Here is a 21,458-nt window from a genome sequence, read left to right as displayed (position 1 = left end):
TTTATTTTTTAGGTAAATCTTCAATAAATGTTTCAATTTCGGCTTTACTTTTACGATCTTTATTAACTAAACGTCCAATTTCTTTTCCATCACTATATGCAACAAAGCTAGGAATTCCAAAGATGTCTAATTCTTTACATAATTCAATATTATCATCTCTATCAACTTTAATGAAAGTAAAATCAGGAAATTCATTAATAATTTCTGGCATGGCTGGCTTGATGAAATTACAATCTGGACACCAGTCGGCAGTAAAAAACAAAATAAACTTTCCCTTACTTAATTTAGTTTCAAGCTCTTTTTCATTCATTACAGCTAATTCTTCCATAATTACACCATTCTTTCTATTTTTATCGTTCATAAAAATTAAATTGTTATATAATAAATTTAAATCAAATCACCTGAAAGGAAACAGGTTTATGCCAAAAAGAAATTTATTCATTCCAGCTATTCTATCAGTCCTAGGAACCTCTGCTTATTTAATTACGAAAAAACGAAAAGAAATTAAACAGGATAAAATCCGTCAAACGTTAACCAATTTACTCAATGAACGTTTTGATAAAGAACATCTCAAAGGATATTGGATTGATTTTAATAACGATGACGGCTTAGAATACGCTTGTGGAGTAAATATTGAAAATGATGATGAAGTCGTTGATTCATATTCTTTCATTTTCAATCCAGAAAGTAACGAAGCGTATGGCTTTAAAATCATTAACTCATCATTTAAATAATTAATTTTCTTTTGCAAATTGGGCTACAATCTTATAGATTGGGCCTTTTTGTTTGAACTTTTCTTCATATTCAGTTTCAACATTATCAGCGATTATTGCTTCGTCACTATGGTGAAGGTCTAGATTTACCATTTTAAATTTCATTCCATAGTTGTTTAAACTAACTAATGAATATTCAAATAACCCACGATTATCGGTTTTAAATTCAAGTTCGGCATTATCTGGCAAAATGTTTTCGTAGCTTTGCAAGAATGTCTTATAAGTTAAACGTCTTTTTTCATGCCGACTCTTTGGCCATGGATCAGAAAAGTTCAAATAAACCTTTGCAACTTCTCCCTTTTCAAAAAAGGTATCTACATTGGCTCCGTCAGTTAAAACTAATTGAACATTATCCAATTCACCTTCTACTGCCTTTTGAACCGCCATTGCTAAAACAGAATCTTGTAAATCAATTCCAATGTAGTTAATTTCAGGATGTTTTTGGGCCATTCCAATGATGAATTGACCTTTTCCAGAACCAACTTCAACGTGAATTGGTTGATTTTTTTTAAATCTTGATTCCCATTTTCCAGGGTATTTTTCTGGTTCAGTAACTAAATATTCTGGATGGGCTTCCATATAAGGAATTGCCCATTTTTTCTTTCTAACGCGCATAGTTAAAACTCCATTTCATTTTTAATTTTTAAACTTATTTTTAAGGTAAGGACCAGTTAGACAATAAATCTCAAATAATCCAATTATTAAAGCAGTACCAATAAAACTAATTGCAATCCCACTCATTATCATTCCAAGGGTCAAAACTAGCACTTCAATTAATAGCAAAGTTCGAACTACTAATCTAAAACTATTCATTCTAGTCTTTTCTGAAATTGGATAAATATGCACAAACACATTATCATCGAAAACCTTATAAAAAGGAATCAACTGAAATCCAACCAAATAGATAAATAAATCATAAATAAAGACCCCCAGTATAGCATTCTTTACAAAAACAATTACTAAGAATCCGATGATGATTAACCGAAAAAATAAAGCACTAATCTCGCCATCTCTGATAAACGTAATTAGATATAAATTAGTAAACGTATTGCTTTGATTATTTTTAACTAATTTAAACAATGGTTGAGCCCACCGCCGTCGTCTAATTTTTGGCTTAACTTCAGGGACATCCTGGAAGAGACTAAAGAAGCGATAAATAATTGCCATCCGTCGTTCTTCATCACTAATCAAAGTCTTCCAATCAATTAAATTCGCTAACCGATTGGACGTGACCTTTAAACCAATTGCAAATAATAATGCTAAGGTAATCCCACAAATTAAATTACCATAAACTGCCACAATTAAACAAACAGCTGGAATAACTACATTAATTAGGGTCTTTATTAGTCTTGTTTTAGGGAAATTTAGATATAAATCAGCTAAATGATTGGTAAGAATTGTCCATTTTAAAATTAAAATTAAACCAAATAATGCAATAATTTGAATAATTGACCATTGTAAACTCACTGTGATAAATGGAACTAAAATAAAACTGATGATCGCTTGAATCAAACACGCCATGAAAAAACTATAATTAAACGCAGAGTTTAGATAAGCTTTAAAGGCGTACTCTTTGGGTGCAATAAAAACTTGATCAGCCTTTTTAACTAAGGTTGCTAATCCACCCATTTGAAGGCCAACTAGGAGAATTACAATGATAACAACTTTTTCCCACCATTGACCACCAACCAGACTTTTTAAAAAATTAGCATAGACTAATCCTAATGCCCCAACAAAAAACATTAAAGCAATCACAAAAAAATCATTAAAAACATACTTAAGATAACGTGCCATTTCTTTTATGTGTAGCTGCAAACGTTGCTTAAAGAACTTACCCATGACTATCATCCCCTTGAGCAAGTGAAAGATAGATGTCATTCAATGAATTTCCTAAATTAGCATAATGATCTTTAATTTCTGCCATTGTCCCCTCATAACTAACGCTACCGTCATTAATTAAAACGAAGCGATCACAGTATTTTTCAGCAGTATCGAGCACGTGGGTAGACATTAAAATGCTAGCTCCAGCTTGTTTTTTTTCATCAATTAGCTTTAATAAGTCATTAACTGCTAATGGATCTAATCCTAAAAATGGCTCATCAATCACGAATAGCTGGGCATTAGTAATAAAGGCACAAACAATCATTACTTTTTGTCGCATTCCTTTAGAAAAGTTAGAGGGAAACCAATCCAGTTTGTTATCTAGGCGAAAGGTAGTTAATAGTTTTTGTGCTTTCTCCCATGCTTCAGTTTTATCAAGATTATAAGCCATAATCGTGGTTTCAATGTGTTCGCGTAAAGTTAAGTCGCTGTATAGGACTGGCATTTCAGGAATATAAGCAATTTGTTGTTTGTATTTTTCTACATCATCAGTTATTTCAATTTCATTGACGGTTACTGTACCAGAAAATGGCGTCATTAATCCCATAATGTGATTAATGGTGGTTGATTTACCTGATCCATTCAATCCAATTAAAGAAACTAACTCCCCATTACTAACATCAAAAGTTTCATTTTTTAAAACTGGAATACTAGAATATCCTCCAGTTAAATTACTAACCTTTAAGCTCATCTAAACTCTCTTTTCTCTAATAGAATGTTTTCTTAATTATATCACACGATTAAGTTTTCTAATTACGTTATACAATGGTGTATAATCATCAAAAAGGAGAATTATTATGACAGATAAAGATTGTATTTTTTGTAAAATCGTAGCTGGAGAAATTCCAAGCTACAAAGTATATGAAGATGATGTGGTCCTTGCTTTTTTAGATATTTCTCAAACTACCCCGGGACATACCTTGGTAATTCCTAAGCAACATATCCAGGATATTTACCACTTTACTGCAGCAGAAGCTGGTGAAGTTTTTGCCAGAGTACCAATGATTGCGCGTGCAATCAAACAATCAAATCCAGAAATCAAAGGAATGAATATCGTTAACGATAACGGTGAAATCGCTTATCAATCCGTTTTTCATGCCCACTTCCATTTAATTCCACGCTACAGTAAGAATGATGATTTTTCAATTCACTTTGGAAATAACGAAAGTGATTACGATAATGCTAAGTACACTGCTATTCAAGATGCAATTAAAGAACAAATTAAGTAAATTAAAATATGATTAAGTTTTTTAACAGATTTAATATGATTAGTTAGTTATGTTATATTAAAGGCATTGATTAGTTTGTGATCGACAGACTAAATATTATTTTAAGAAATGGACGTGTATTCATGAATAAGAAAAAATGGGCAGTTGGCGCTGCTGGAGTTTTGATGAGTTTATCACTTGTGGCCTGTGGTCAAAGCGATAAAACAGTTGTTACAACTTCAGGTGGAAAGATTACTGAAGAACAATACTACAACAAGATGAAGGATACCCAACAAGGTAAACAAGAACTTCAACAATTGATTTTAAACAAAGTCCTCGAACATAAATACGGCGACAAAGTTAAAAAATCAGAAGTTAACGACCAATTAAATCAATATAAGAGCCAATATGGTTCACAATTTACGGCGATGTTACAACAACAAGGTATGACTGAATCTCAATTAAAGAGTTCAATCAGAGATAACTTATTATTGAAGCAAGCTGTGTTAGATAAAACCAGCTTTACTGATAAAGACTTACAAAAACAATTTAAGAGTTATGAACCTAAAGTTACCGTTAAAGCAATTACCGTGAAAGATAAAGATACCGCAGAAACTGTAATTTCAGACTTACAAGACGGTAAGAAGTTTGATGCTTTAGCTAAGAAATATTCAACTGATGATGCTACTAAGAAAAAAGGTGGTTTATTACCAGCCTTTGATAATGCAAGTACTAGCGTTGATTCTAAGTTCAAGAAAGCTGCCTTTGCACTTAAGAATGGCGAATATACAACTGAACCAGTTAAAACTGACGCTGGTTACCAAGTTATTGAAATGGTTAAACACCCTTCAAAGGGCTCATGGAAAGATCACAAGGCGGAACTTAAAGACCAACTTGCTACTTCAAGAATGAATAACAGTACTACCCTTCACAATGTCGTAGCAAAAGTCCTAAAAGACGGTGATGTTCATATTGAAGATAAGAGTATGAGTAATATCCTTTCAGGATACGTTGATGCTCCTAAGAACTAATTAAACCCAAAATAGACGATTACAATTTTGTAATCGCCTATTTTTTTAGCCTAATTTAAAAATAAATTAAGGAGTTGTCAAAATACCCTTGTAATCAGGATCTCTTGTTGTTGGAATATGACCAGGTTGCCCATAAGGTATATTCAAATTGGATTCATTTACTTTAGATGTAGAATCACTATTAGATGAATCATTTTGATTAGTTGGTACATTATTGGGAGATCCATTAACTAGATGACCGTTTTCGTAAACAGAATTACTACCTTGAGGCCCTGGAGTTCCATCCTTTGGCTGAACATAATTTTGAGCTTGATTATTAGAGTCTTTGGGTTGATTACTGTTATTACTATCTTGGTTGTTTTCTGAAGTGACATTAGAATCAACGTTTTCTGCTTTTTTATTGTTATTATCAGAATTGATATGCTCACTTTTTAAATTTTGATTTGCTTTTTTTGTAGATTTATCATTATTACAGCATGCTGTCAAACCAATTAACATAGTTAAAAATATTATTGTTAGTAACTTATTCTTCATAATTATATTTATTAATTTCCCCCGAAATTGCGTATTGTATTTATTTTTTTATAGGCTTATCATTTTAAATTAATTTAAGTAAGTCATCTGATTTTACCTTTTTTTCAATTCGATCATCAGCCGTAAAGTAAATTACTTGGGTATTTTCCGAAATTTCTTTCATTAAATCAATGGCAGCATCAGTTCGCACATGATCAAAATCAACAAAGCCATCATCAATGATAATTGGCATCGGATATTCGTCACTAAATGACATCGTTAACGCGAAAATAAGAGCAAGATAAAGTTGCTGCATGGTTCCCTTTGACAACTCTTTAACCTCAAATTTGACGCCGTCATTAGTCTTAACCCTTATTTTTTTGCCATATTCAACTGAAACATAATGCTGATTAGTCAATGTATTGAAATACTTTTGTGCTAATTTTTGCACCTGCGGAAATCTTCCATGACTAGCTAAGTTGAGAACTTTTTCAATCCACTCATCCGTCAATTTTAAGGTTAGCCATTTTGAAACTAAATCATTAATTTCAGCCCTTTGTGTGGCAATTTCTTGACGTAATTCATCATAAGTTCCATCTTTAGCTAAATTATTAAGCTTAATCTTTAAGGAACTTATTTTTTCCGAAAGATTAGTTAAATGTTCTGAATTTTCTTGATCAAGCTTTTTCAATTCATTGAGTCGACCCTTCAAGTCGTCATAACTCTGATATTGTTTAAGCCGATCAATCATTTGGCTACTTAACGAATTTTCTAAATTTTCGATTTTTTCTTTTCGTTTTTGCCCTGCTTGTTGAATTTGGTATTGTTGTTTAAATTCTGCAAAACTAGCAACATTTCTTTTACTTAAAAACTGTTGCTGTTGTAGTTCAATTTTTTCAATTTGTTTTTGATAATCAGAAATTTCATTTAATTTTTCAATTCTTTTAGCTTGTTGTTGTTTGATTTTATTTTGTAATTCTTGATTATTAATCATAAATTGATTAATTTGATTTAATGATTGATTAAAATCTTGCTGGTTTAAGCCTGGTAAATTCCAACGATTGAGATAGTTAACCAATTTTTCATGATCGTTATGTAACTCTTGTTTCAAAATCTCAAGTTGTTGCCGATGTTGATTCCGTTTTTTGATTGCATCTTGTAGAATAGTTGTCCAAGTTTCTGGATGCTGATTTTCAATTTGATATATTTTAGCCATTTTGGATAGCTGCTGATCAATTTGTTCAATTTCATCATCATAATCAATCGTCTGGGCCTGGTGTGAATTTGTTTTTGTATGAGTTTTAAGATATCCACCTAGTCCTAATAGACCAAGACCAACTACTAGTAAGGCAAACAAGCCAACTCCACCAACTACAAAACCCAAAATTATTAGGCCTAATCCGATTCCAATTAATAACTTCCAAGGACTATTTGATTGATCTTCAGACGTTACAGAATTTGAAAATGTCTTTTTGGTTTTCAAAGTTTGTCTTTCTTCTAATAAACGATTAATCTTTTCTTTATCATCAGGAGTAAATTCAAGACTATCATTACCGCCCGCAGCTTCATTATCCAATTCTAAATCTTGTGCTTGTCGCCGAAAATCACGGGTTGCGTTTTCATAATTGCGTTCATTATTAATTTGGGTATCTAGTTGTAAGTACAAATCATCAAACTTCTTTTGATTTGCTAAATACAATTTGTGGTCATATGGGGCTTCTTGACTATAATCTAGTTGTTTATCAATTAATAATTGTAAATTTTTAATTTTAGTCTTTAAAAAATTAATTTCATTAACTAATTCGTTAAACTCGCTTAAATCAGTAGGAGTATAACCGGATAATAATTCAATTTGCACATTTTTGTTATTTTCTAGTTCGTTATAATTATTCCAATTTTGTTCGTCAGCTTGAACCGCTCGAAGTTGTTCAAAAGTAAGTCTTTGGTGGGCTTTGTTTTTTTGCTGTTCTTGAATCAAATCCTGGTATTGATGATTTAAATTCAAATATTCGGCATAGGATTGCTGAGCTTCATTTAATTTTTGCTTATTTTTTTGATATTCTAACAACGCTTGATTTAACAGCGGCTTTTTCCCCCGCTGCTTATACAATTCGTCAGCCTCTTTTTCAATCGACTTTTTCAATGACAACCATTGTTCAATCCCAATCACACCAACTTGACGAATTCGGGTTTCTAATTCATCTTTACTTAGTTTTCCCACTTCCGTCAAATTAGGTGAACCAAAGTAAAATAAATTGTCAAACGTATCACGATTGATTGGTCCCAAGAGCTTTTTTAATGATTCTGGAGGTAATTCTAGCTCATGATTGTCAGTTATTTTTAAATTACCACCATTCTTTCCCTCAACTCGTTCGATTATGTAGTTAGTCTCACTCGTCGTAATAAAAAGGCGCCCACCCATTTCAGTTTTATCCTTTGGTGCATAAGGATGGGTAGTTTTACGTTTAGTAAAGCCAAATAACATATCCTTGATGAAATTAATCATCGTCGTTTTACCAGCCTCATTTGCCCCTAAAATTGCCTGAAATTGGTTAAATTCAAACACTTGGTGACTTAATTTTCCATAACCAAAAATTTCAACTTTATTAATCAGCATGCTAAGAATCAACTCCTTTCATCTCAAAATTAATGAGATCCTTACTTTTTTTCATTAAAGCATTAGCTGCGTCATCATGATTAAACTCAGCTCGAATAAAGTCATCAACAAATAATTTGCCAGCTACATCAGCAATATTTGTTTTAGAGAAAACTTCTGTTTTAGCGGTGTCCCAAAATTTTTGATCTAAATTGCTAAATGATTTTGTAACCTTTGATTTTAATTTTATTTCATAAATCCAGGCATTTAAAGTTTGATATTGTGGCGCTAAAGTCTGTTGCAAATTCTGAATCAGTAAGTCATGCAACATCCCTTGCGTAACATCATCAGAAAATTCACCGGTTTTGGACTCTAAGGTTAAATTAATTAAATGTAATTTTGTAAATGTCTGGCTCTTAATTTTCATCAAAATCTGATTAACCACGGTTGTAATATCCATAGTTTCATCAATTACAATAGTCATGGGGCTAAAGATAATCGGTGCTGTTGCTACAAAATTTTTAGTCAATTGACCATTTTGCTCATCAACTAAAAGATAACCCTTCTCGCCAGCCTCATTTTTATGCCGTCCTTGAATATCGCCAGGATATTCAATCATTGGGCTCTGATTCAACTCACCCCGTTTATGAATATGCCCAAGGGCCCAATAGTCATAGCCCTTACTTTTCATCTCTGACAACGTAAATGGAGCATAATTGTCTGCTCCATCTTTCCCAATTTCACCGTGTACCATTCCAATTTGATAATCGACCCTTCCTTTTAAGGGAAAAGCTTTAACTAAATCAGTCGTGACTGCTTGGGTTGGGTAACTAAAACTAGTAATTGCAACTTGTTTTCCATCATCCAACTCTAATTCATGAGTTGTCACTTCTTTAGGAAAGATAAATACATTATTGGGAAAATCAAAGTGCTGTCCTTCATCAGGTTGAAAGTCATGATTACCAAATGCGAGCATCACTGGGATTTTTGCGTCATGCAATCGATTCATTTGTTCGACAAAAAAGCTCAACGCTTTAACACTTTGATTTTTACTATCAAATACATCCCCAGCAATTAGCATAAAATCAACTTGTTGGTCAATTGCTTGATCAACCATTTTTTGAAATGATTCATAGGGAGCATTTTTCAATGCTTGCCACAGTGAATTGGGGGTTGCATCGTCATTTTTGATTCCATCAAATGGTGTATCTAAATGTAAATCAGCGGTATGAATAAATTTCATTTTTTCTCCCCTAACAATAAAAAAAGAAGCACTAAAAAGTGCTTCTCTAATTACTAAAAATTAAGCTTGGTATAATTTACGTAATGGTTCAGTAATAACCATGTTAGCATCGTCAATTAATTTACCCATTGCTTTTTCACGTTCCATCAAAATTTTAATTGCAGGAAGTTCATTCATTTTATCAGCAAGTTCACGAGCAGACTTCATATCATCTGGTGTGATTTCTTGACCTGACATTTGTTTTTGTCTTAAGTCGTTTTGGCTTGCTTGGAAATCAGTGAAAACTTTGTAAGAATCTTTTTCAGCTTTTAAAGCATCCATAGCATTCTTCAAGTTAGTGAATTCTTCTGATTTTAATACTGCTTCTTGCATTTTTTGTGCTTGTTCTAAAATTTTGTTATCTGACATAATAAAAAATCTCCTCTTAGTTAATATACATATATCATAACACAATTATCAAATTATTGACCTAAAAAACTCTTAACATCATTAACTAAATTATGAGCCACGTCTGATGCTTTTTCAGAAACTTTTCCAAGTTTATCTTTAATTCCACTTACGGTATCATTTTCCGAACCGTCATCTCCAAAGAAGGTTTCTTGTTGCTTTTGTTGATAACGGGTAGCTGCATCCTTAACCTTAAATTGGGTTTGCTTAGTGTATGGCAAGATATCTTCCATTTGATTCTTAAATAAATTATTAATACTATTACTACCATTGGCAACTTCTAAATGATTATCAGCATTAGCGTTATCAAACCCTTCCCAACTGGCAACTACTACGTCTGGTGTATATCCAATCACCCACCAGTCCCGAACGGCACGATTATCTGAGCTGGTATCATCTTCTGTTGTTCCGGTTTTCCCAGCCACTTCATAGCCACTTGGTTTACCACTAGCACTAGTTCCACCGGGCTTAAAGACATCAATTAACATACTAGTCATTTCCCGAGCGGTATCTGCTGAAATGATTTGTGAAGTATTTACATCATGACTAGCAACTGTTTTTCCAGTTGAATCTACAATTTTAGTAATATAAAACGGTTGTGATAATTTACCTTGATTAGCAAAAGCCGTGTAAGCTCCTGCCATTTGTTGTGGGGAAACTCCAGTCGTTAACCCACCTAATGCCAAGGAAAGATTTTTATCTTTTTTAGTAACTGGTAATCCAAAGCTTTGCACTGAATCATAACCCTTGTCTACTCCGATTTGGTTTAAAGTCCAAACAGCTGGAGCATTTAAACTTTGGGCAACGGCTTTAAACATTGGAACTTTACCAGAGTATGATTGCGAGAAGTTTTGGGGGGTGTAGTGATTTTTCCCGTATGATTGTAATTTGTCATTTAACATAGAATCATAAGAAAATCCATTTTCTAAAGCCGGCGTATAGACTGAGATTGGTTTTAAGGCCGATCCAGGTTGACGACGCATATCCGTAGCCCGATTATAGCCACGGAAAACAGTATCTCCACGTCCACCAACTACTGCTTGTACTCCCCCATTTTTGGGATTAATCGCAATTGAAGCAGCTTGAACTTTTTGTCCGTCCGCACCATTACTTGGGAACAAGGACGAATCCTTAAATTCATTTTGGAAACTTTGTTGTTGTTGTTGATTCAAAGTTGTGTAAATCTTATAGCCATCATTCATAATTTGTTTTTCGGATAAGCCATATTGATTAATCGCTTCATCAATCACCGCATCAAAGTAATATGGATACTTATAGCCGTTTTGATCGTCTAAATCATCACGAACTTCCATCGGTTTATTTTGATAAATTTTAACTTGATTTGCGGGAATTTTACCAGTTTCCCCCATCAATGCTAAGACGACATTTCTTCGTGCTTTAGCGGCCTCTGGATGATCAATGGGATTATTACTGGGATTTTGTAACATTCCCGCTAAGGTAGCTGCATCTTGGACCGGTAAATCTTTAGCATCCATCCCAAAATACTTCCGAGATGCATCCTGAACCCCATAAACTCCGTTACCAAAGTAGGCATTATTCATGTACATTGTAAGAATCTGCTTTTTAGAGTAAATATTTTCAATTTCAATTGAAATAAAGAGTTCTTTAAACTTTCTTGATAAAGTTTGTTGTTGTGATAAAAAAGTATTTTTAGCTAATTGTTGTGAAATCGTACTCCCACCACTACTAATTTGGTTATCGTGAAGAAGTTTATTCTTAATTGCTAACAAAATTGCTCGAGCGTATCCTTTAACCGAAAATCCATGTTCATGGTAGAAATTACGGTCTTCCGTGGCAATAATGGCATTACTAAGGTTGGGCGAAATCTCATTACTAGCAACATAGGTTCCCTTTTGGGCATATAATTTACCAGCCTTGTCATGATTTTGGTCATAAATTACGGTTGATCGTGACAAATTAGACTGCAAATTTTTAACGTGTGAAGTTTTCGCAATAATCGTTAGATAAATTGAAGAAATTAACATAATGAATAAAACGATTGCAATTATCCATCTCGTAATTTGGTATCTCTTCCAATATTTTTTTACAATATTCCAAAAAATTAAGAAATATTTTTTAATAAATTCCCATAACATGTGCAGAGCCTGTTTTATGGAATTGCTGATTTTTTCTTTATTCATCACTTATTTCTCCTAGGAATAAAATTAGTCCCATTTTACCATAAAGAATTTAAAAATTTCCCAAGTACTAAAAAACTTATAACAACGCCGATGAAAATCGTGATTGTTATAAGTTTTTAATTATCTTAATTGATTACATTTCATTTGGTGCTTTTACTCCCAATAATCTCAATGATTCTTCCAGAATAATTGAAACACTTTGAACTAAAGCCAAACGAGCGTTTAATTCATCATCTTCTGTCAAAATTTTAGTATGAGCGTAATATTTATTGAAAGCTTTGGCTAATCTCAATGAGTACTTCGCAATTACTGAAGGTTCAAATTCGGCATTAGCCCGTTTTACAACGTCTGGGAATGATTGGAGTAATTTGATTACTTCCCAAGCATCTTCATCAGTTAATCCGTAGTTACCTGCATTAGCGTAGTCTGATTTAGCTTTACGAAGAATACTTTGAGCTCGTGCATGAGCATATTGGACATAAGGACCAGTTTCCCCTTCAAACTTCAATTGTTCTTGTAAATTGAAATCAATACTATCAATTCTAGAATTCTTTAAGTCACCAAAGACAACGGCCCCAACTCCAACTTCTTCAGCAACTTTGTCTTTATCTTTTAAGTCGGGATTTTTTTCAACAATTTGTTGTTTAGCCATCTTCACAGATTCATCTAAAACTTCATTAAGTAAGACAATGTTTCCATGACGAGTGGATAATTTTTTACCATTAACTGTAATTAAACCAAAAGGAATATGGTGTAATCCAGCCGCTGAATCCAAGCCCATTTTCTTCAAAACGGCTTTAAGTTGTTTGAAGTAGTAAGTTTGTTCTGAACCAACGACATAGAGGTTCATGACTGGGTGATAAGTTTCGTCACGATAAATTGCTGTCGCAATATCACGAGTTACATACAATGAAGCCCCATCCGTTTTTAGAATTAAAGCGGGATTAAGCTCTTCATCACTCAAATCAACGACTGAAGCACCTTGTGACTTTTCAAGGAGTCCGTCTTTTTTTAGGGTATCAACCACATCTTGTAACTTATCGTTATAGAATGATTCACCATTGTAAGTGTCAAACTCGACCCCTAGTTTTTTGTAAGTTTGGTTAAAGGCTTCTAGCGAAACTTCACGGAACCATTTCCACAAACGAACTGCTTCAGGATCACCATCTTCAAGTTTTTTAAACCATTCTCGAGCCTCTTCATCATATTCTGGATGAATTTCATCCTCTTTATGGAAACGAATATAATATTGCACTAAGTAATGAATTGGGTCACTTTTTACGTCTTCTTCACTACCCCATTTTAGGTAAGCCGTAATTAACTTACCAAATTGGGTACCCCAATCACCTAAATGATTATCTTTAATGGGCTTGTACCCATTTTTACTAAGGATTTTTGCAATTGAGTTACCAATTACAGTCGAACGCAAATGTCCCATTGACATTGGTTTAGCAATGTTAGGTGATGACATATCAATCGTAACGACGCGGTCCTCACCTTGATGATTATCGCCAAAATGTTCTTTTTCTGTCAACACATCGGTAATTACTTGATGACTAACTTGGCCTTTATCAAGGAAAAAGTTAACGTATGGACCAACGGCAACCACTTTTTCAAAATTTTCACCATTAATGTTGGCGGCAATTTCTTGTGCAATCGCTTGTGGTGCTTGGTGTAATTCTTTTGACAAAATAAAAGCTGGGAATGAAAGATCCCCATTAGTTGCAATCTTTGGTTTTTCAATTTTTGCATAAATATCATTGGTTGAAACCTTACCATCGACAACATTTGATAATGCATCCGCTACAATTTGTTTGTAATCCATGTCATTCACTCCTTATAAATAAAAAGACTCCTACATTAGTAAATGTAAGAGACGAGATAATCCCGCGGTACCACTCTAGTTGGACAATACCCACTTTAATTATTAATTTTAACTGCCTAAAAAGGACGAATTCATTTAAGAAATTTATCTAGCTTACACCATCCTAGAATCGCTGAAAAATTCACTTAAATTACTAATCTTTTATCTTTGGCAAATTTTAAAAAGCGGGCGACGGGAATCGAACCCGCGACGTAAGCTTGGGAAGCTCAAATTTTACCACTAAACTACGCCCGCATGCATATTGATTATATCATTTTTAATTATGCTTGTCATTAAAATAAAGATGGTATAATCAATTAAAAAACGGAGGTTTAATATGCTAATTAAAATCATGATTGCCCTATGGACATTGTTAATTATTCCATTTTTATTTGGAATGTACGTTAAACAAGATAAAACCATCATTAAAATTATGCTCTACACCCGAATTTTGTATTTATTAGTGTTAGTTGGCGACATCATTCTCATCATCCGTAACTTTAACACTAATCCATCGGTTGATATTTTAAGCTTTTTCGCAACTGTCATTGCAATTTCTTTCATTGATATTTCGTATCAACGTAAAATTCAAGGAAATTTTAAGCCCTATCTAATTTGGATTACAATTATCAGTATTATAATTTCGATTTTTTGTTTATTTTCAATCTAACAAAACCACGCCAATTAGTTGACGTGGTTTTAATTTTTATAAATTTTCTAACAAATCATGGACAACTTTTGAATCTGTCGGATATGGTGTGTCCACTCCATTAATTTTTTGATATGGATCTTGTCCTTTACCAAGGACCACACTAATGTCTTGTGGATTACTATTTAAAATGGCATCCTTAATGGCTTTTTCGCGATCCATTTCAAAAATAACCTTCACATGCTCATGATTAATATGTGAATCAATTTCTTGGGCAATTTTCATAGGATCTTCGAAAGCCGGATCATCCATGGTTAAATAAGCTACGTCTGCTTCCTCACTCAAGGCCTTACCAAATCCTTCACGACGATCAATTCCCTTATTGCCTGGGCTACCAACTACTACGGAAACTTTCCCTTTCGGACTTTGCCGTTTCAAGAAATTTAAGAGGGCTTTGGTACTTGCATAATTATGGGCATAATCAACGTAAACTACTCCATGTTGATGGCTCCGATACATTTCCATTCGTCCCGGAATCCGCGTTGCTTCAATTCCCTCTACTAGTTGAGCATGTTCAAAACCGGCCAGTCCAGCTGAAATAATAGCATCCGTTGCATTTGATTCGTTGTAGTCCCCAGGAATCCCGACCGTATAGTCTCCAGCAACATTAAGTGCTTTTGCTTTATCACTAAGGGCTAGCAAAGTAATCTTACTATCGTTTAAGGTATCTTCGTGACTTTCAAACACAAAGTCTAAATCTACTGGTAAAGCAACATCTCCCCCGTTTCTTGCGAATAAGTAAATGTTTTCTGGATCAGTGGTTGCTTTAGCAGCGTAATAAACGTCTTTAAATTCTGCCGTTTCGGCATTTAAAATTACTTTATTTGAGTTTACTAATAATTGTTCCTTACAATGAAGGTAATTAGCAAAAGTTGGGTGTTCGTTTTCACCAACGTGATCAGGCGAAATGTTTAAAAATGATCCAACGTCAAATTTTAACCCATAAACTCGACTCTTTAAGTAGGCCTGCGAAGATACTTCCATCACTAGATACTTCATCCCATTATCGACAGCTTTACGCATATTTTTAAATAAATCTAATGATTCCGGCGTCGTTAAATGCGACTTAAAAATGTCATTAGGTCCTAAAACAGTATTCACCGTTGAAAATAGCGCCGTTTTCTCGTTAGTTGCTTGCTTAATCGCATCATAGATAAAGTATGAGGAAGTCGTTTTACCCTTGGTTCCAGTAATGGCAATCATGTACATTTCATCTTGAGGAAATGCAAAAAATGCGGCTGATAAAATCGACATGGCCTTTTGAATGTCAGAAACAATAATTTCAGTCATACCATCGCTTTCAGCCAAATGCTTTTCAACTACTACTCCAGTTGCTCCAGCCTGCTTGGCATTAGTCAAAAACTCTGGTTTAAAGTTTCCTTTACAAAAAAATAAGGTGTTTTTTTTAATATCACGCGAGTCATAGCTAACGTAGTCAAATTTAGTTTTGTCAGTAATTCGTTGGTCTTTTAATAAATCATGTTCCAATAAAATAGTCTTAATCTCATCAATATTTAAGGACAATTTTTTTACCCCATTTTTAATTATTTATGTTTATCCAGTATTTTCATTCTAGCAAAATTTACTGCTAAAAACAAAAATAGACCAATCAACGATTAGTCTATTTTATCAGTCAACTTCAGTTATTTTTTGAACATCTACATTATCTAATTGGTTACTAACTGCATTAATTACCTTTAATGCTTCATCAATTTGACTTCTGCTCATCCCTAAAATTTCAAAGCACTGGTTAACATGTGCATAAATTTCTTTTTCCATTTTTTTAGCATAGTCCGTAATGTTAATGTTTACTACCCGTTCGTCTTTGGTTGAACGTGATTTTGTGACCCAGCCATTTTTTTGAAGCCGTTTTAATAACGGTGTCAGCGTCCCACTATCAAGATCTACATAAGCACCTAATTCACGAACTGTAATTGGGGCATGGTTCCAAAGTACAAGCATCACTGCATATTGCGGATAAGTTAACCCATAACTTGCTAAAACATGTTGATAAAAGCGATTAAACTTTTTGTTCGCATTGTAGATGCCGAAACAAAGTTCACCATCAATCTGTCTAAATCCTGCCATAATAAATTACTCCAATCAATAGTTAATTATGTACAAATAAGTTATATATATATTAAACTATGATTTAACAACTGTCTATATTAACTCAACGTTTGTTGATAATTAAAAAGTCCCATCTTGTTAGACAGGACTCGTTTTAATTATTCAAAAAATACGCGGCTATGTGCAGTTTCGTTGTAAATGTCAAAACGACCTTGTTTTAATTCAACTTTGTACATATCAGTTTTTTTAGTTTCATTTTTAGCGAAGTTCATTAGTTCATGTTCTACACTAGTATTGTCTTTGTGACCAGCAGAGTTTAATAATTCTTCTTGTACACGAGGATCTTTTAAAACCTCTTCTAATTTCTTTTCTAATTTTGCACCATCAGTTGTAAATTCTTTCATAATAAATAAAGCCTCCATATTTGTATTATGCTTATTATATCATTCAAAGCTAAAAATTAAATTAGAAATGCATTTATTTCAATAAATATTTTCCGAATTAAATTATATCTGGTGAATTCGGTCGCCTAAAACTCCCCGCTTTTAGAGTCTTTCTAATTGCAAATCATCATCAAATCTAGCATACTGAAAACGTATTCATATAAAACAAAGAGGTCTAAAATAATGATTGAAAAATTTTTAATCGGAACATATACCATTAATAATAGTGATGGAGTTTATCAAATTGAACTTGATAATGACAAGAAGCAACTGCAAAATGCTCATTTAGTTGCTAAAATTGAAAGCCCTACCTACTTAGCAGAATCAGAGCAACACATGTTGTACGCTGTTGATCGTAACATGGATAACCCCGATTTGCGTGGCGGAGTGGCCGTTTTTGATATGAACCAACTTCCAGCAAAATTGCTGCAAGAAAATATTGAAACTGGTACTTCAGATGCTTATGTTTCCATCGATAAGGCACGTCAATTAGTTTACACTGCTAACTATCACATGGGTTATGTATCGGTATACAAGATTCAACCTGATGGAACTTTAAAGATTGCTGATCGGGTCCAAAGCATTGGTGAAGTTGGTCCCAAACCAGAACAAGCTGACGGAGCCCATCCCCACTATGCTAACTTGACACCCGATAATCGTTTGGTTGTTTGTGACTTAGGAACGGATAAAGTTAACATTTATGATGTTGCTGATGATGGTAAACTTACTGAAGTTAGTGAGTTTAATACAATTCCCGGATTTGGACCACGAAATATCGAATTTAATCCAGAAACCAACAAGGGCTACTTAGTTGGTGAATTGAGCAGTATGGTTGCCGTGCTTGACTATAACCCGAAAACTGCCAAGCTTACCCTATCTCAAAGTCAATCAACGATTCCTAGTGATTGGACGGCTCACAATGGTGCTGCTGCAATCAAGCTTTCAGCTGATCATCGCTTCGTTTATATTTCTAATCGTGGTAATGATTCGATTGTGGTCTTCAAAATTCTTGCCGATGGTAATCTTCAAAAAGTCCAACTAATTTCTACTGAAGGTGAATTCCCTCGTGATTTTAATTTTAATGCTGATCAATCAATGTTAATTGCCGTTAACCAAAATAGTGACACCGCAACTCTTTATGAACGTGACACTGAAACTGGTAAATTAAAGCTACTTCAAAAAGATTTTGAAGTTCCGGAAGGTACCTGCGTTATGCGTCGGGTTTAATTAAATTCATGATAACTATTTTACTGTTGTTCATCTTATTAATTTGGGGCATCATTTCGTTTTTACGCAGTGATTGTTGTAGTTCATTAGTAGGCATCATTATTATTTATTCATTCTTAGTTTGTTTATTACTTATTTTTGGATAATTTTAGTGGCAGTCTTATTATCTTTTGGGATTTACTTAATTTATAAAAATCTTCACTAACAAGTTGAAAAAAGATTTATTTCGAATTACTCGAGATAAATCTTTTTTTAGTTATGCTTAATTTAATAAAATCCATTCATTCTCATCATGAAAACCGTCATTTAATTCTAGTCCGTTCTTTATCACTCGATTTAGCCTAAAACCAGAGTTTATCGCTACCTGATTACTCCGATGGTTATCGACAGCAATTTTTAAAATCAGTTTTTTTAAGCTTAATTCAGTAAATCCATAGTCCACTAAAGCTAACAAGGACTGATGCATAATCCCGTGGCCAACGTATTCATCTGCTAGCCAGTAGCCAATTTCAGCATGCCGTAAATTATAATCGATGGTGTTAAAAGAAATTAAGCCAGCGTAATGATGCTTGTACCTGATTCCAAAACAAACTGCTTTTCGAGCTTTAAAATCAACTATATTTTGCGCTAAAAAGGCTCGCTGAATTTCCATTGTTTCAGTTAAAGCCCATGGTAACCATTTGGCAAGCGTTTTTCTAGAATGATCAACTAATCGATAAACTTCAGCAACATCACTATCTGCATTTGGTACCTGTAAAGCTAAATCCTTATTTACCATAATTTGATGCAATCTAATCACCCTATTCTAATTAAATTTTAATTAGTATAGCCCTACAAAGCCCAATAAACAACAAAAACACCACTTGGAAGTGATGTCTTTGAATGGCATTTTTAGTTAAGTAATTCATCTGAAGCTAAGTGTCTTTGACTATATTGCAAAATATAAATGGCAATAATAATCAAGGCAGCTCCAATTAATTCAACGGCATTTAAACTAGCGTGGAACCAGAAAATACTAATTACAAAAGTGATTACCGGTTGAATCGCATCAATTAAACTAATTGATGAAGAGGTCGCAAATCGAGTTGCGTAAATAATCGTGGGAAAAGTGATAATAGTCCCAAAGAAAATAATTCCAGCAATTCCTAAAATTCCACCAGTAGTTAAATGGGGAACTCCTGTCCAAACTGGTTGATTTAAATTAAAGGTAAGACTAGCAATTAAAGTTCCCCAAGCAAGGATAATTAATGGTGGATTATTTTTACCAATTTCTTTTGGTAAAACAACGTATCCAGCTGCAGTAACCCCTGAAAGAATCCCCATTAGTAAGGAAATCATTGGAATTGATAGCTCATTTAAATTACCCTTGGTAACGGAAAGAAAAACCCCAGCTAAAGCAATTATAAACACTAATAAATCGATTTTGTTTGGTAACTTATGTTGAAAAACAAGGGCCCCAATTACAATAAATAACGGAGCTAAATATTGTAAAATAGTGGCGGTGCTTGCTCCATTAGCTCCACCTTGCTGAATGGCAATGTAAAAACTTCCCATATTAGCAGCTAAGCCAAACAATCCGTAGGCAACTAACCAAGCAACCGAACGCCAACTTTTAAAAACATCAAAGATTCGGCCTTTATAAATAATGGCACATAAGCATAATAAAATAATCCCAGTGAAAGTTGTCCGGGCCGATAAGAACCAACCGGCAGGAATTTCATTTTCTTGGGAAACAAACTGCTGCAAAGTTCCTGAAAATCCCCAAGATGATGATGCAAAAATTGCTAAAAGCATGCCTTTCATGGCATTGCTCATTTTCTTTGTTGAAGCCATTTATTCTTCCCCCTCTAATCTGTTGTAATTAATATAAAGCTCAATTCGAATTACAACAAGCGTTCATGTAGCATTTGCTAACATGGGGAACAAGTTTATTGTTTGATCTTTTCTAAGACAATTCCGGCAATTAAACCAATTAGCATAAATGGTAGAAAATCTAATCCAATTTTGAACATTGGAATAAATTGCATTCCTAATTCATTGATTAAAGTAAATGGTTTAAAAGCTACAATTTCTGGTGGTAAGTTATGGATTAAATCTAAGATTGAGGGAATCATAACAATGCCAATGGTCGTTTTGTAAATGGTGGGCTTAATTCCTAAAATCGGAGTTAACATCCCCAATAAAATTAGAGAAATTGCCAAAGGATAAAGAAAACTAAGCATGGGTGCTGAATAAAGAATAATTTTTTCAAGCCCAAAGTTAGCAATTGCAAAGGAAATAATCGTTGCCCCCGTTAAAATTTTTCGGTAACCAAACTGTGGGAACCGTTTACTTAAATCTTGCGACAGTGACGTTAAAAGTCCAATTGCAGTTGTTAAACAAGCCAGTAAAGTTAAGGCCGCTAAAATGGCTGCCCCAGCAATTCCCGTGTAGTGTTTCATGATTTCAGTAAAGGCAACTCCACCATCGGCTGATACCTTGGTAAAGTTTAGGCTTCCTGCACCAAGCGCAATTAAGAAAGCATAAATTAAGGCTTCAAACCCCATGGTTAAACCACCTACTTTAGCAATTGCAAGTGATTTTTGTTTGGTTCGCTTCTCAAATACTTCAATTGCGGTAATAATGGTAACCCCAAACCCTAATCCAGCTAAGGCGTCCATTGTGTTATACCCTTCAAGAAAACCAGTAACGAATGATGTCGTTCCGTCACCGGGTTTGGGCATTAAAGGTAATCCACGAATATCACCGTATAAACAAAAGGCAACGAAAAATAAGAAAATCATCAAAATAATAAAAATTGGATTTAATACTTTACCAACGTTTCGCGTTACACTTTGTTCGTTAAATGCTAATAATAAGGCAACTGCAAAGAAAATAAAGGAAAAAATTAATAAAGCCGGTCCATTAAAGCTTTTAGGAATAAATGGTTGTACTCCCATAGAATAGGTAACGGTAGCGGTCCGGGGTGAGGCAATTAGTAATCCCAACGAAGCATGGGTTAATACCAAAAACATAATTGCAAAACCTTTACCTGCTGGAGCAGCTAAATCATACATACTTTTACTTTTAGTAATACTTAAAGCTAAAATTGAGAATAACGGTAAACAAATTGCCGATAAAATAAAGCCAATCGTAGCCGGTAGCCAATTCGGTCCCGATAATTGACCTAAATGAATCGGAAAAATTAAATTTCCCGCCCCAAAAAATAAGCCGAACAATAATGAAGCCAAAATTAAGTACTGTTTTCGTCCTAGTTTATTTTGCTTAATCATAATTAAACACTCCTATCAA

Annotated in this window: 21 protein-coding genes and 1 tRNA gene; 5 read left to right on the top strand and 17 right to left on the bottom strand. The window is 33.8% G+C overall.

The window, feature by feature from the left end; translation table 11 throughout:
* Position 1: 1 nt before the first annotated feature.
* Complete coding sequence (locus ACEPSS_RS05900; RefSeq protein WP_395318257.1) at positions 2–361, bottom strand: thioredoxin family protein; 360 nt, start codon at positions 359–361, stop codon at positions 2–4.
* A 58-nt stretch (positions 362–419) separates the two neighbouring features.
* Between ACEPSS_RS05900 and ACEPSS_RS05895 the strand changes: the two genes are divergently transcribed.
* Positions 420–734 carry a hypothetical protein gene (locus tag ACEPSS_RS05895; RefSeq protein ID WP_395318255.1) on the top strand — a complete coding sequence of 105 codons (315 nt, stop codon included), beginning with the start codon at positions 420–422 and terminating at the stop codon, positions 732–734.
* Here the strand turns inward: ACEPSS_RS05895 and trmB are convergent, their stop codons facing one another.
* The 3 genes from trmB to ACEPSS_RS05880 are packed head-to-tail and all read right to left on the bottom strand — an operon-like array spanning position 735 to position 3,345.
* The gene (gene trmB / locus ACEPSS_RS05890) at positions 735–1,388 is read right to left on the bottom strand and encodes a tRNA (guanosine(46)-N7)-methyltransferase TrmB (protein WP_395318253.1); all 654 of its coding nucleotides are present in this window, start codon (positions 1,386–1,388) and stop codon (positions 735–737) included.
* 21 nt (positions 1,389–1,409) lie between these two features.
* Complete coding sequence (locus tag ACEPSS_RS05885; RefSeq protein ID WP_395318251.1) at positions 1,410–2,612, bottom strand: ABC transporter permease; 1,203 nt, start codon at positions 2,610–2,612, stop codon at positions 1,410–1,412.
* Positions 2,605–3,345 carry an ABC transporter ATP-binding protein gene (locus ACEPSS_RS05880; RefSeq protein ID WP_395318249.1) on the bottom strand — a complete coding sequence of 247 codons (741 nt, stop codon included), beginning with the start codon at positions 3,343–3,345 and terminating at the stop codon, positions 2,605–2,607. Before ACEPSS_RS05880 ends, ACEPSS_RS05885 begins: the two co-directional genes overlap by 8 nt.
* 106 nt (positions 3,346–3,451) lie before the next feature.
* Between ACEPSS_RS05880 and ACEPSS_RS05875 the strand changes: the two genes are divergently transcribed.
* Together ACEPSS_RS05875 and ACEPSS_RS05870 are read left to right on the top strand one after the other, a co-directional pair.
* Positions 3,452–3,883, top strand: a complete 432-nt coding sequence (locus tag ACEPSS_RS05875) for an HIT family protein (RefSeq protein ID WP_395318247.1) — start codon at positions 3,452–3,454, stop codon at positions 3,881–3,883.
* 122 nt (positions 3,884–4,005) lie between these two features.
* On the top strand, positions 4,006–4,893 hold the full coding sequence (locus tag ACEPSS_RS05870) for a peptidylprolyl isomerase (RefSeq protein WP_395318245.1): 888 nt from the start codon (positions 4,006–4,008) through the stop codon (positions 4,891–4,893).
* Between the two features lie 66 nt (positions 4,894–4,959).
* Here the strand turns inward: ACEPSS_RS05870 and ACEPSS_RS05865 are convergent, their stop codons facing one another.
* The 7 genes from ACEPSS_RS05865 to ACEPSS_RS05835 form a co-directional block, all read right to left on the bottom strand.
* The gene (locus ACEPSS_RS05865) at positions 4,960–5,427 is read right to left on the bottom strand and encodes a hypothetical protein (RefSeq protein WP_395318244.1); all 468 of its coding nucleotides are present in this window, start codon (positions 5,425–5,427) and stop codon (positions 4,960–4,962) included.
* Between the two features lie 64 nt (positions 5,428–5,491).
* A complete protein-coding gene (locus ACEPSS_RS05860; protein ID WP_395318243.1) occupies positions 5,492–8,023 on the bottom strand; it encodes an AAA family ATPase in 2,532 nt (843 codons plus the stop codon).
* A gap of 1 nt (position 8,024) precedes the next feature.
* On the bottom strand, positions 8,025–9,245 hold the full coding sequence (locus ACEPSS_RS05855) for a metallophosphoesterase family protein (protein WP_395318241.1): 1,221 nt from the start codon (positions 9,243–9,245) through the stop codon (positions 8,025–8,027).
* 60 nt (positions 9,246–9,305) lie between these two features.
* Positions 9,306–9,653, bottom strand: coding sequence for a YlbF family regulator (locus ACEPSS_RS05850; RefSeq protein ID WP_395318239.1), 348 nt, complete (start codon positions 9,651–9,653; stop codon positions 9,306–9,308).
* A gap of 53 nt (positions 9,654–9,706) precedes the next feature.
* Complete coding sequence (locus ACEPSS_RS05845; protein WP_395318237.1) at positions 9,707–11,854, bottom strand: transglycosylase domain-containing protein; 2,148 nt, start codon at positions 11,852–11,854, stop codon at positions 9,707–9,709.
* Between the two features lie 133 nt (positions 11,855–11,987).
* The gene (gene argS / locus ACEPSS_RS05840; RefSeq protein WP_395318235.1) at positions 11,988–13,679 is read right to left on the bottom strand and encodes an arginine--tRNA ligase; all 1,692 of its coding nucleotides are present in this window, start codon (positions 13,677–13,679) and stop codon (positions 11,988–11,990) included.
* A gap of 223 nt (positions 13,680–13,902) precedes the next feature.
* Positions 13,903–13,973 (bottom strand) — tRNA-Gly (locus ACEPSS_RS05835).
* Positions 13,974–14,055: 82 nt separating this feature from the next.
* Here ACEPSS_RS05835 and ACEPSS_RS05830 point away from each other — a divergent pair.
* Entirely contained in the window at positions 14,056–14,388 is a 333-nt protein-coding gene (locus ACEPSS_RS05830; RefSeq protein WP_395318233.1) for a DUF1516 family protein, read from the top strand.
* Positions 14,389–14,424: 36 nt separating this feature from the next.
* Here the strand turns inward: ACEPSS_RS05830 and ACEPSS_RS05825 are convergent, their stop codons facing one another.
* From ACEPSS_RS05825 to ACEPSS_RS05815, 3 genes are all read right to left on the bottom strand, one after another.
* Positions 14,425–15,951 carry a UDP-N-acetylmuramoyl-L-alanyl-D-glutamate--2,6-diaminopimelate ligase gene (locus ACEPSS_RS05825; protein WP_395318231.1) on the bottom strand — a complete coding sequence of 509 codons (1,527 nt, stop codon included), beginning with the start codon at positions 15,949–15,951 and terminating at the stop codon, positions 14,425–14,427.
* 105 nt (positions 15,952–16,056) lie between these two features.
* A complete protein-coding gene (locus ACEPSS_RS05820) occupies positions 16,057–16,515 on the bottom strand; it encodes a MarR family winged helix-turn-helix transcriptional regulator (RefSeq protein WP_395318229.1) in 459 nt (152 codons plus the stop codon).
* 140 nt (positions 16,516–16,655) lie between these two features.
* Positions 16,656–16,901 (bottom strand): hypothetical protein, encoded by a 246-nt coding sequence (locus ACEPSS_RS05815; RefSeq protein ID WP_395318227.1) that lies wholly within the window; start codon positions 16,899–16,901, stop codon positions 16,656–16,658.
* 222 nt (positions 16,902–17,123) lie between these two features.
* Here ACEPSS_RS05815 and ACEPSS_RS05810 point away from each other — a divergent pair, with 222 nt between their 5' ends.
* Positions 17,124–18,167, top strand: coding sequence for a lactonase family protein (locus ACEPSS_RS05810; RefSeq protein ID WP_395318226.1), 1,044 nt, complete (start codon positions 17,124–17,126; stop codon positions 18,165–18,167).
* Positions 18,168–18,429: 262 nt separating this feature from the next.
* On the opposite strand, the gene ACEPSS_RS05805 is transcribed toward ACEPSS_RS05810, so the two are convergent.
* From ACEPSS_RS05805 to brnQ, 3 genes are all read right to left on the bottom strand, one after another.
* Positions 18,430–18,957 carry a GNAT family N-acetyltransferase gene (locus ACEPSS_RS05805; RefSeq protein WP_395318225.1) on the bottom strand — a complete coding sequence of 176 codons (528 nt, stop codon included), beginning with the start codon at positions 18,955–18,957 and terminating at the stop codon, positions 18,430–18,432.
* A 101-nt stretch (positions 18,958–19,058) separates the two neighbouring features.
* Complete coding sequence (locus ACEPSS_RS05800) at positions 19,059–20,000, bottom strand: DMT family transporter (protein ID WP_395318223.1); 942 nt, start codon at positions 19,998–20,000, stop codon at positions 19,059–19,061.
* 95 nt (positions 20,001–20,095) lie between these two features.
* On the bottom strand, positions 20,096–21,439 hold the full coding sequence (gene brnQ / locus ACEPSS_RS05795; RefSeq protein WP_395318221.1) for a branched-chain amino acid transport system II carrier protein: 1,344 nt from the start codon (positions 21,437–21,439) through the stop codon (positions 20,096–20,098).
* Positions 21,440–21,458: the final 19 nt, after the last annotated feature.

It is taken from the genome of Fructilactobacillus frigidiflavus (assembly GCF_044054575.1).
Taxonomy (GTDB): domain Bacteria; phylum Bacillota; class Bacilli; order Lactobacillales; family Lactobacillaceae; genus Fructilactobacillus; species Fructilactobacillus frigidiflavus.
The sequence above is the reverse complement of the archived record's forward strand: the minus strand, read 5'-3'. Positions and strand labels throughout refer to the sequence as shown.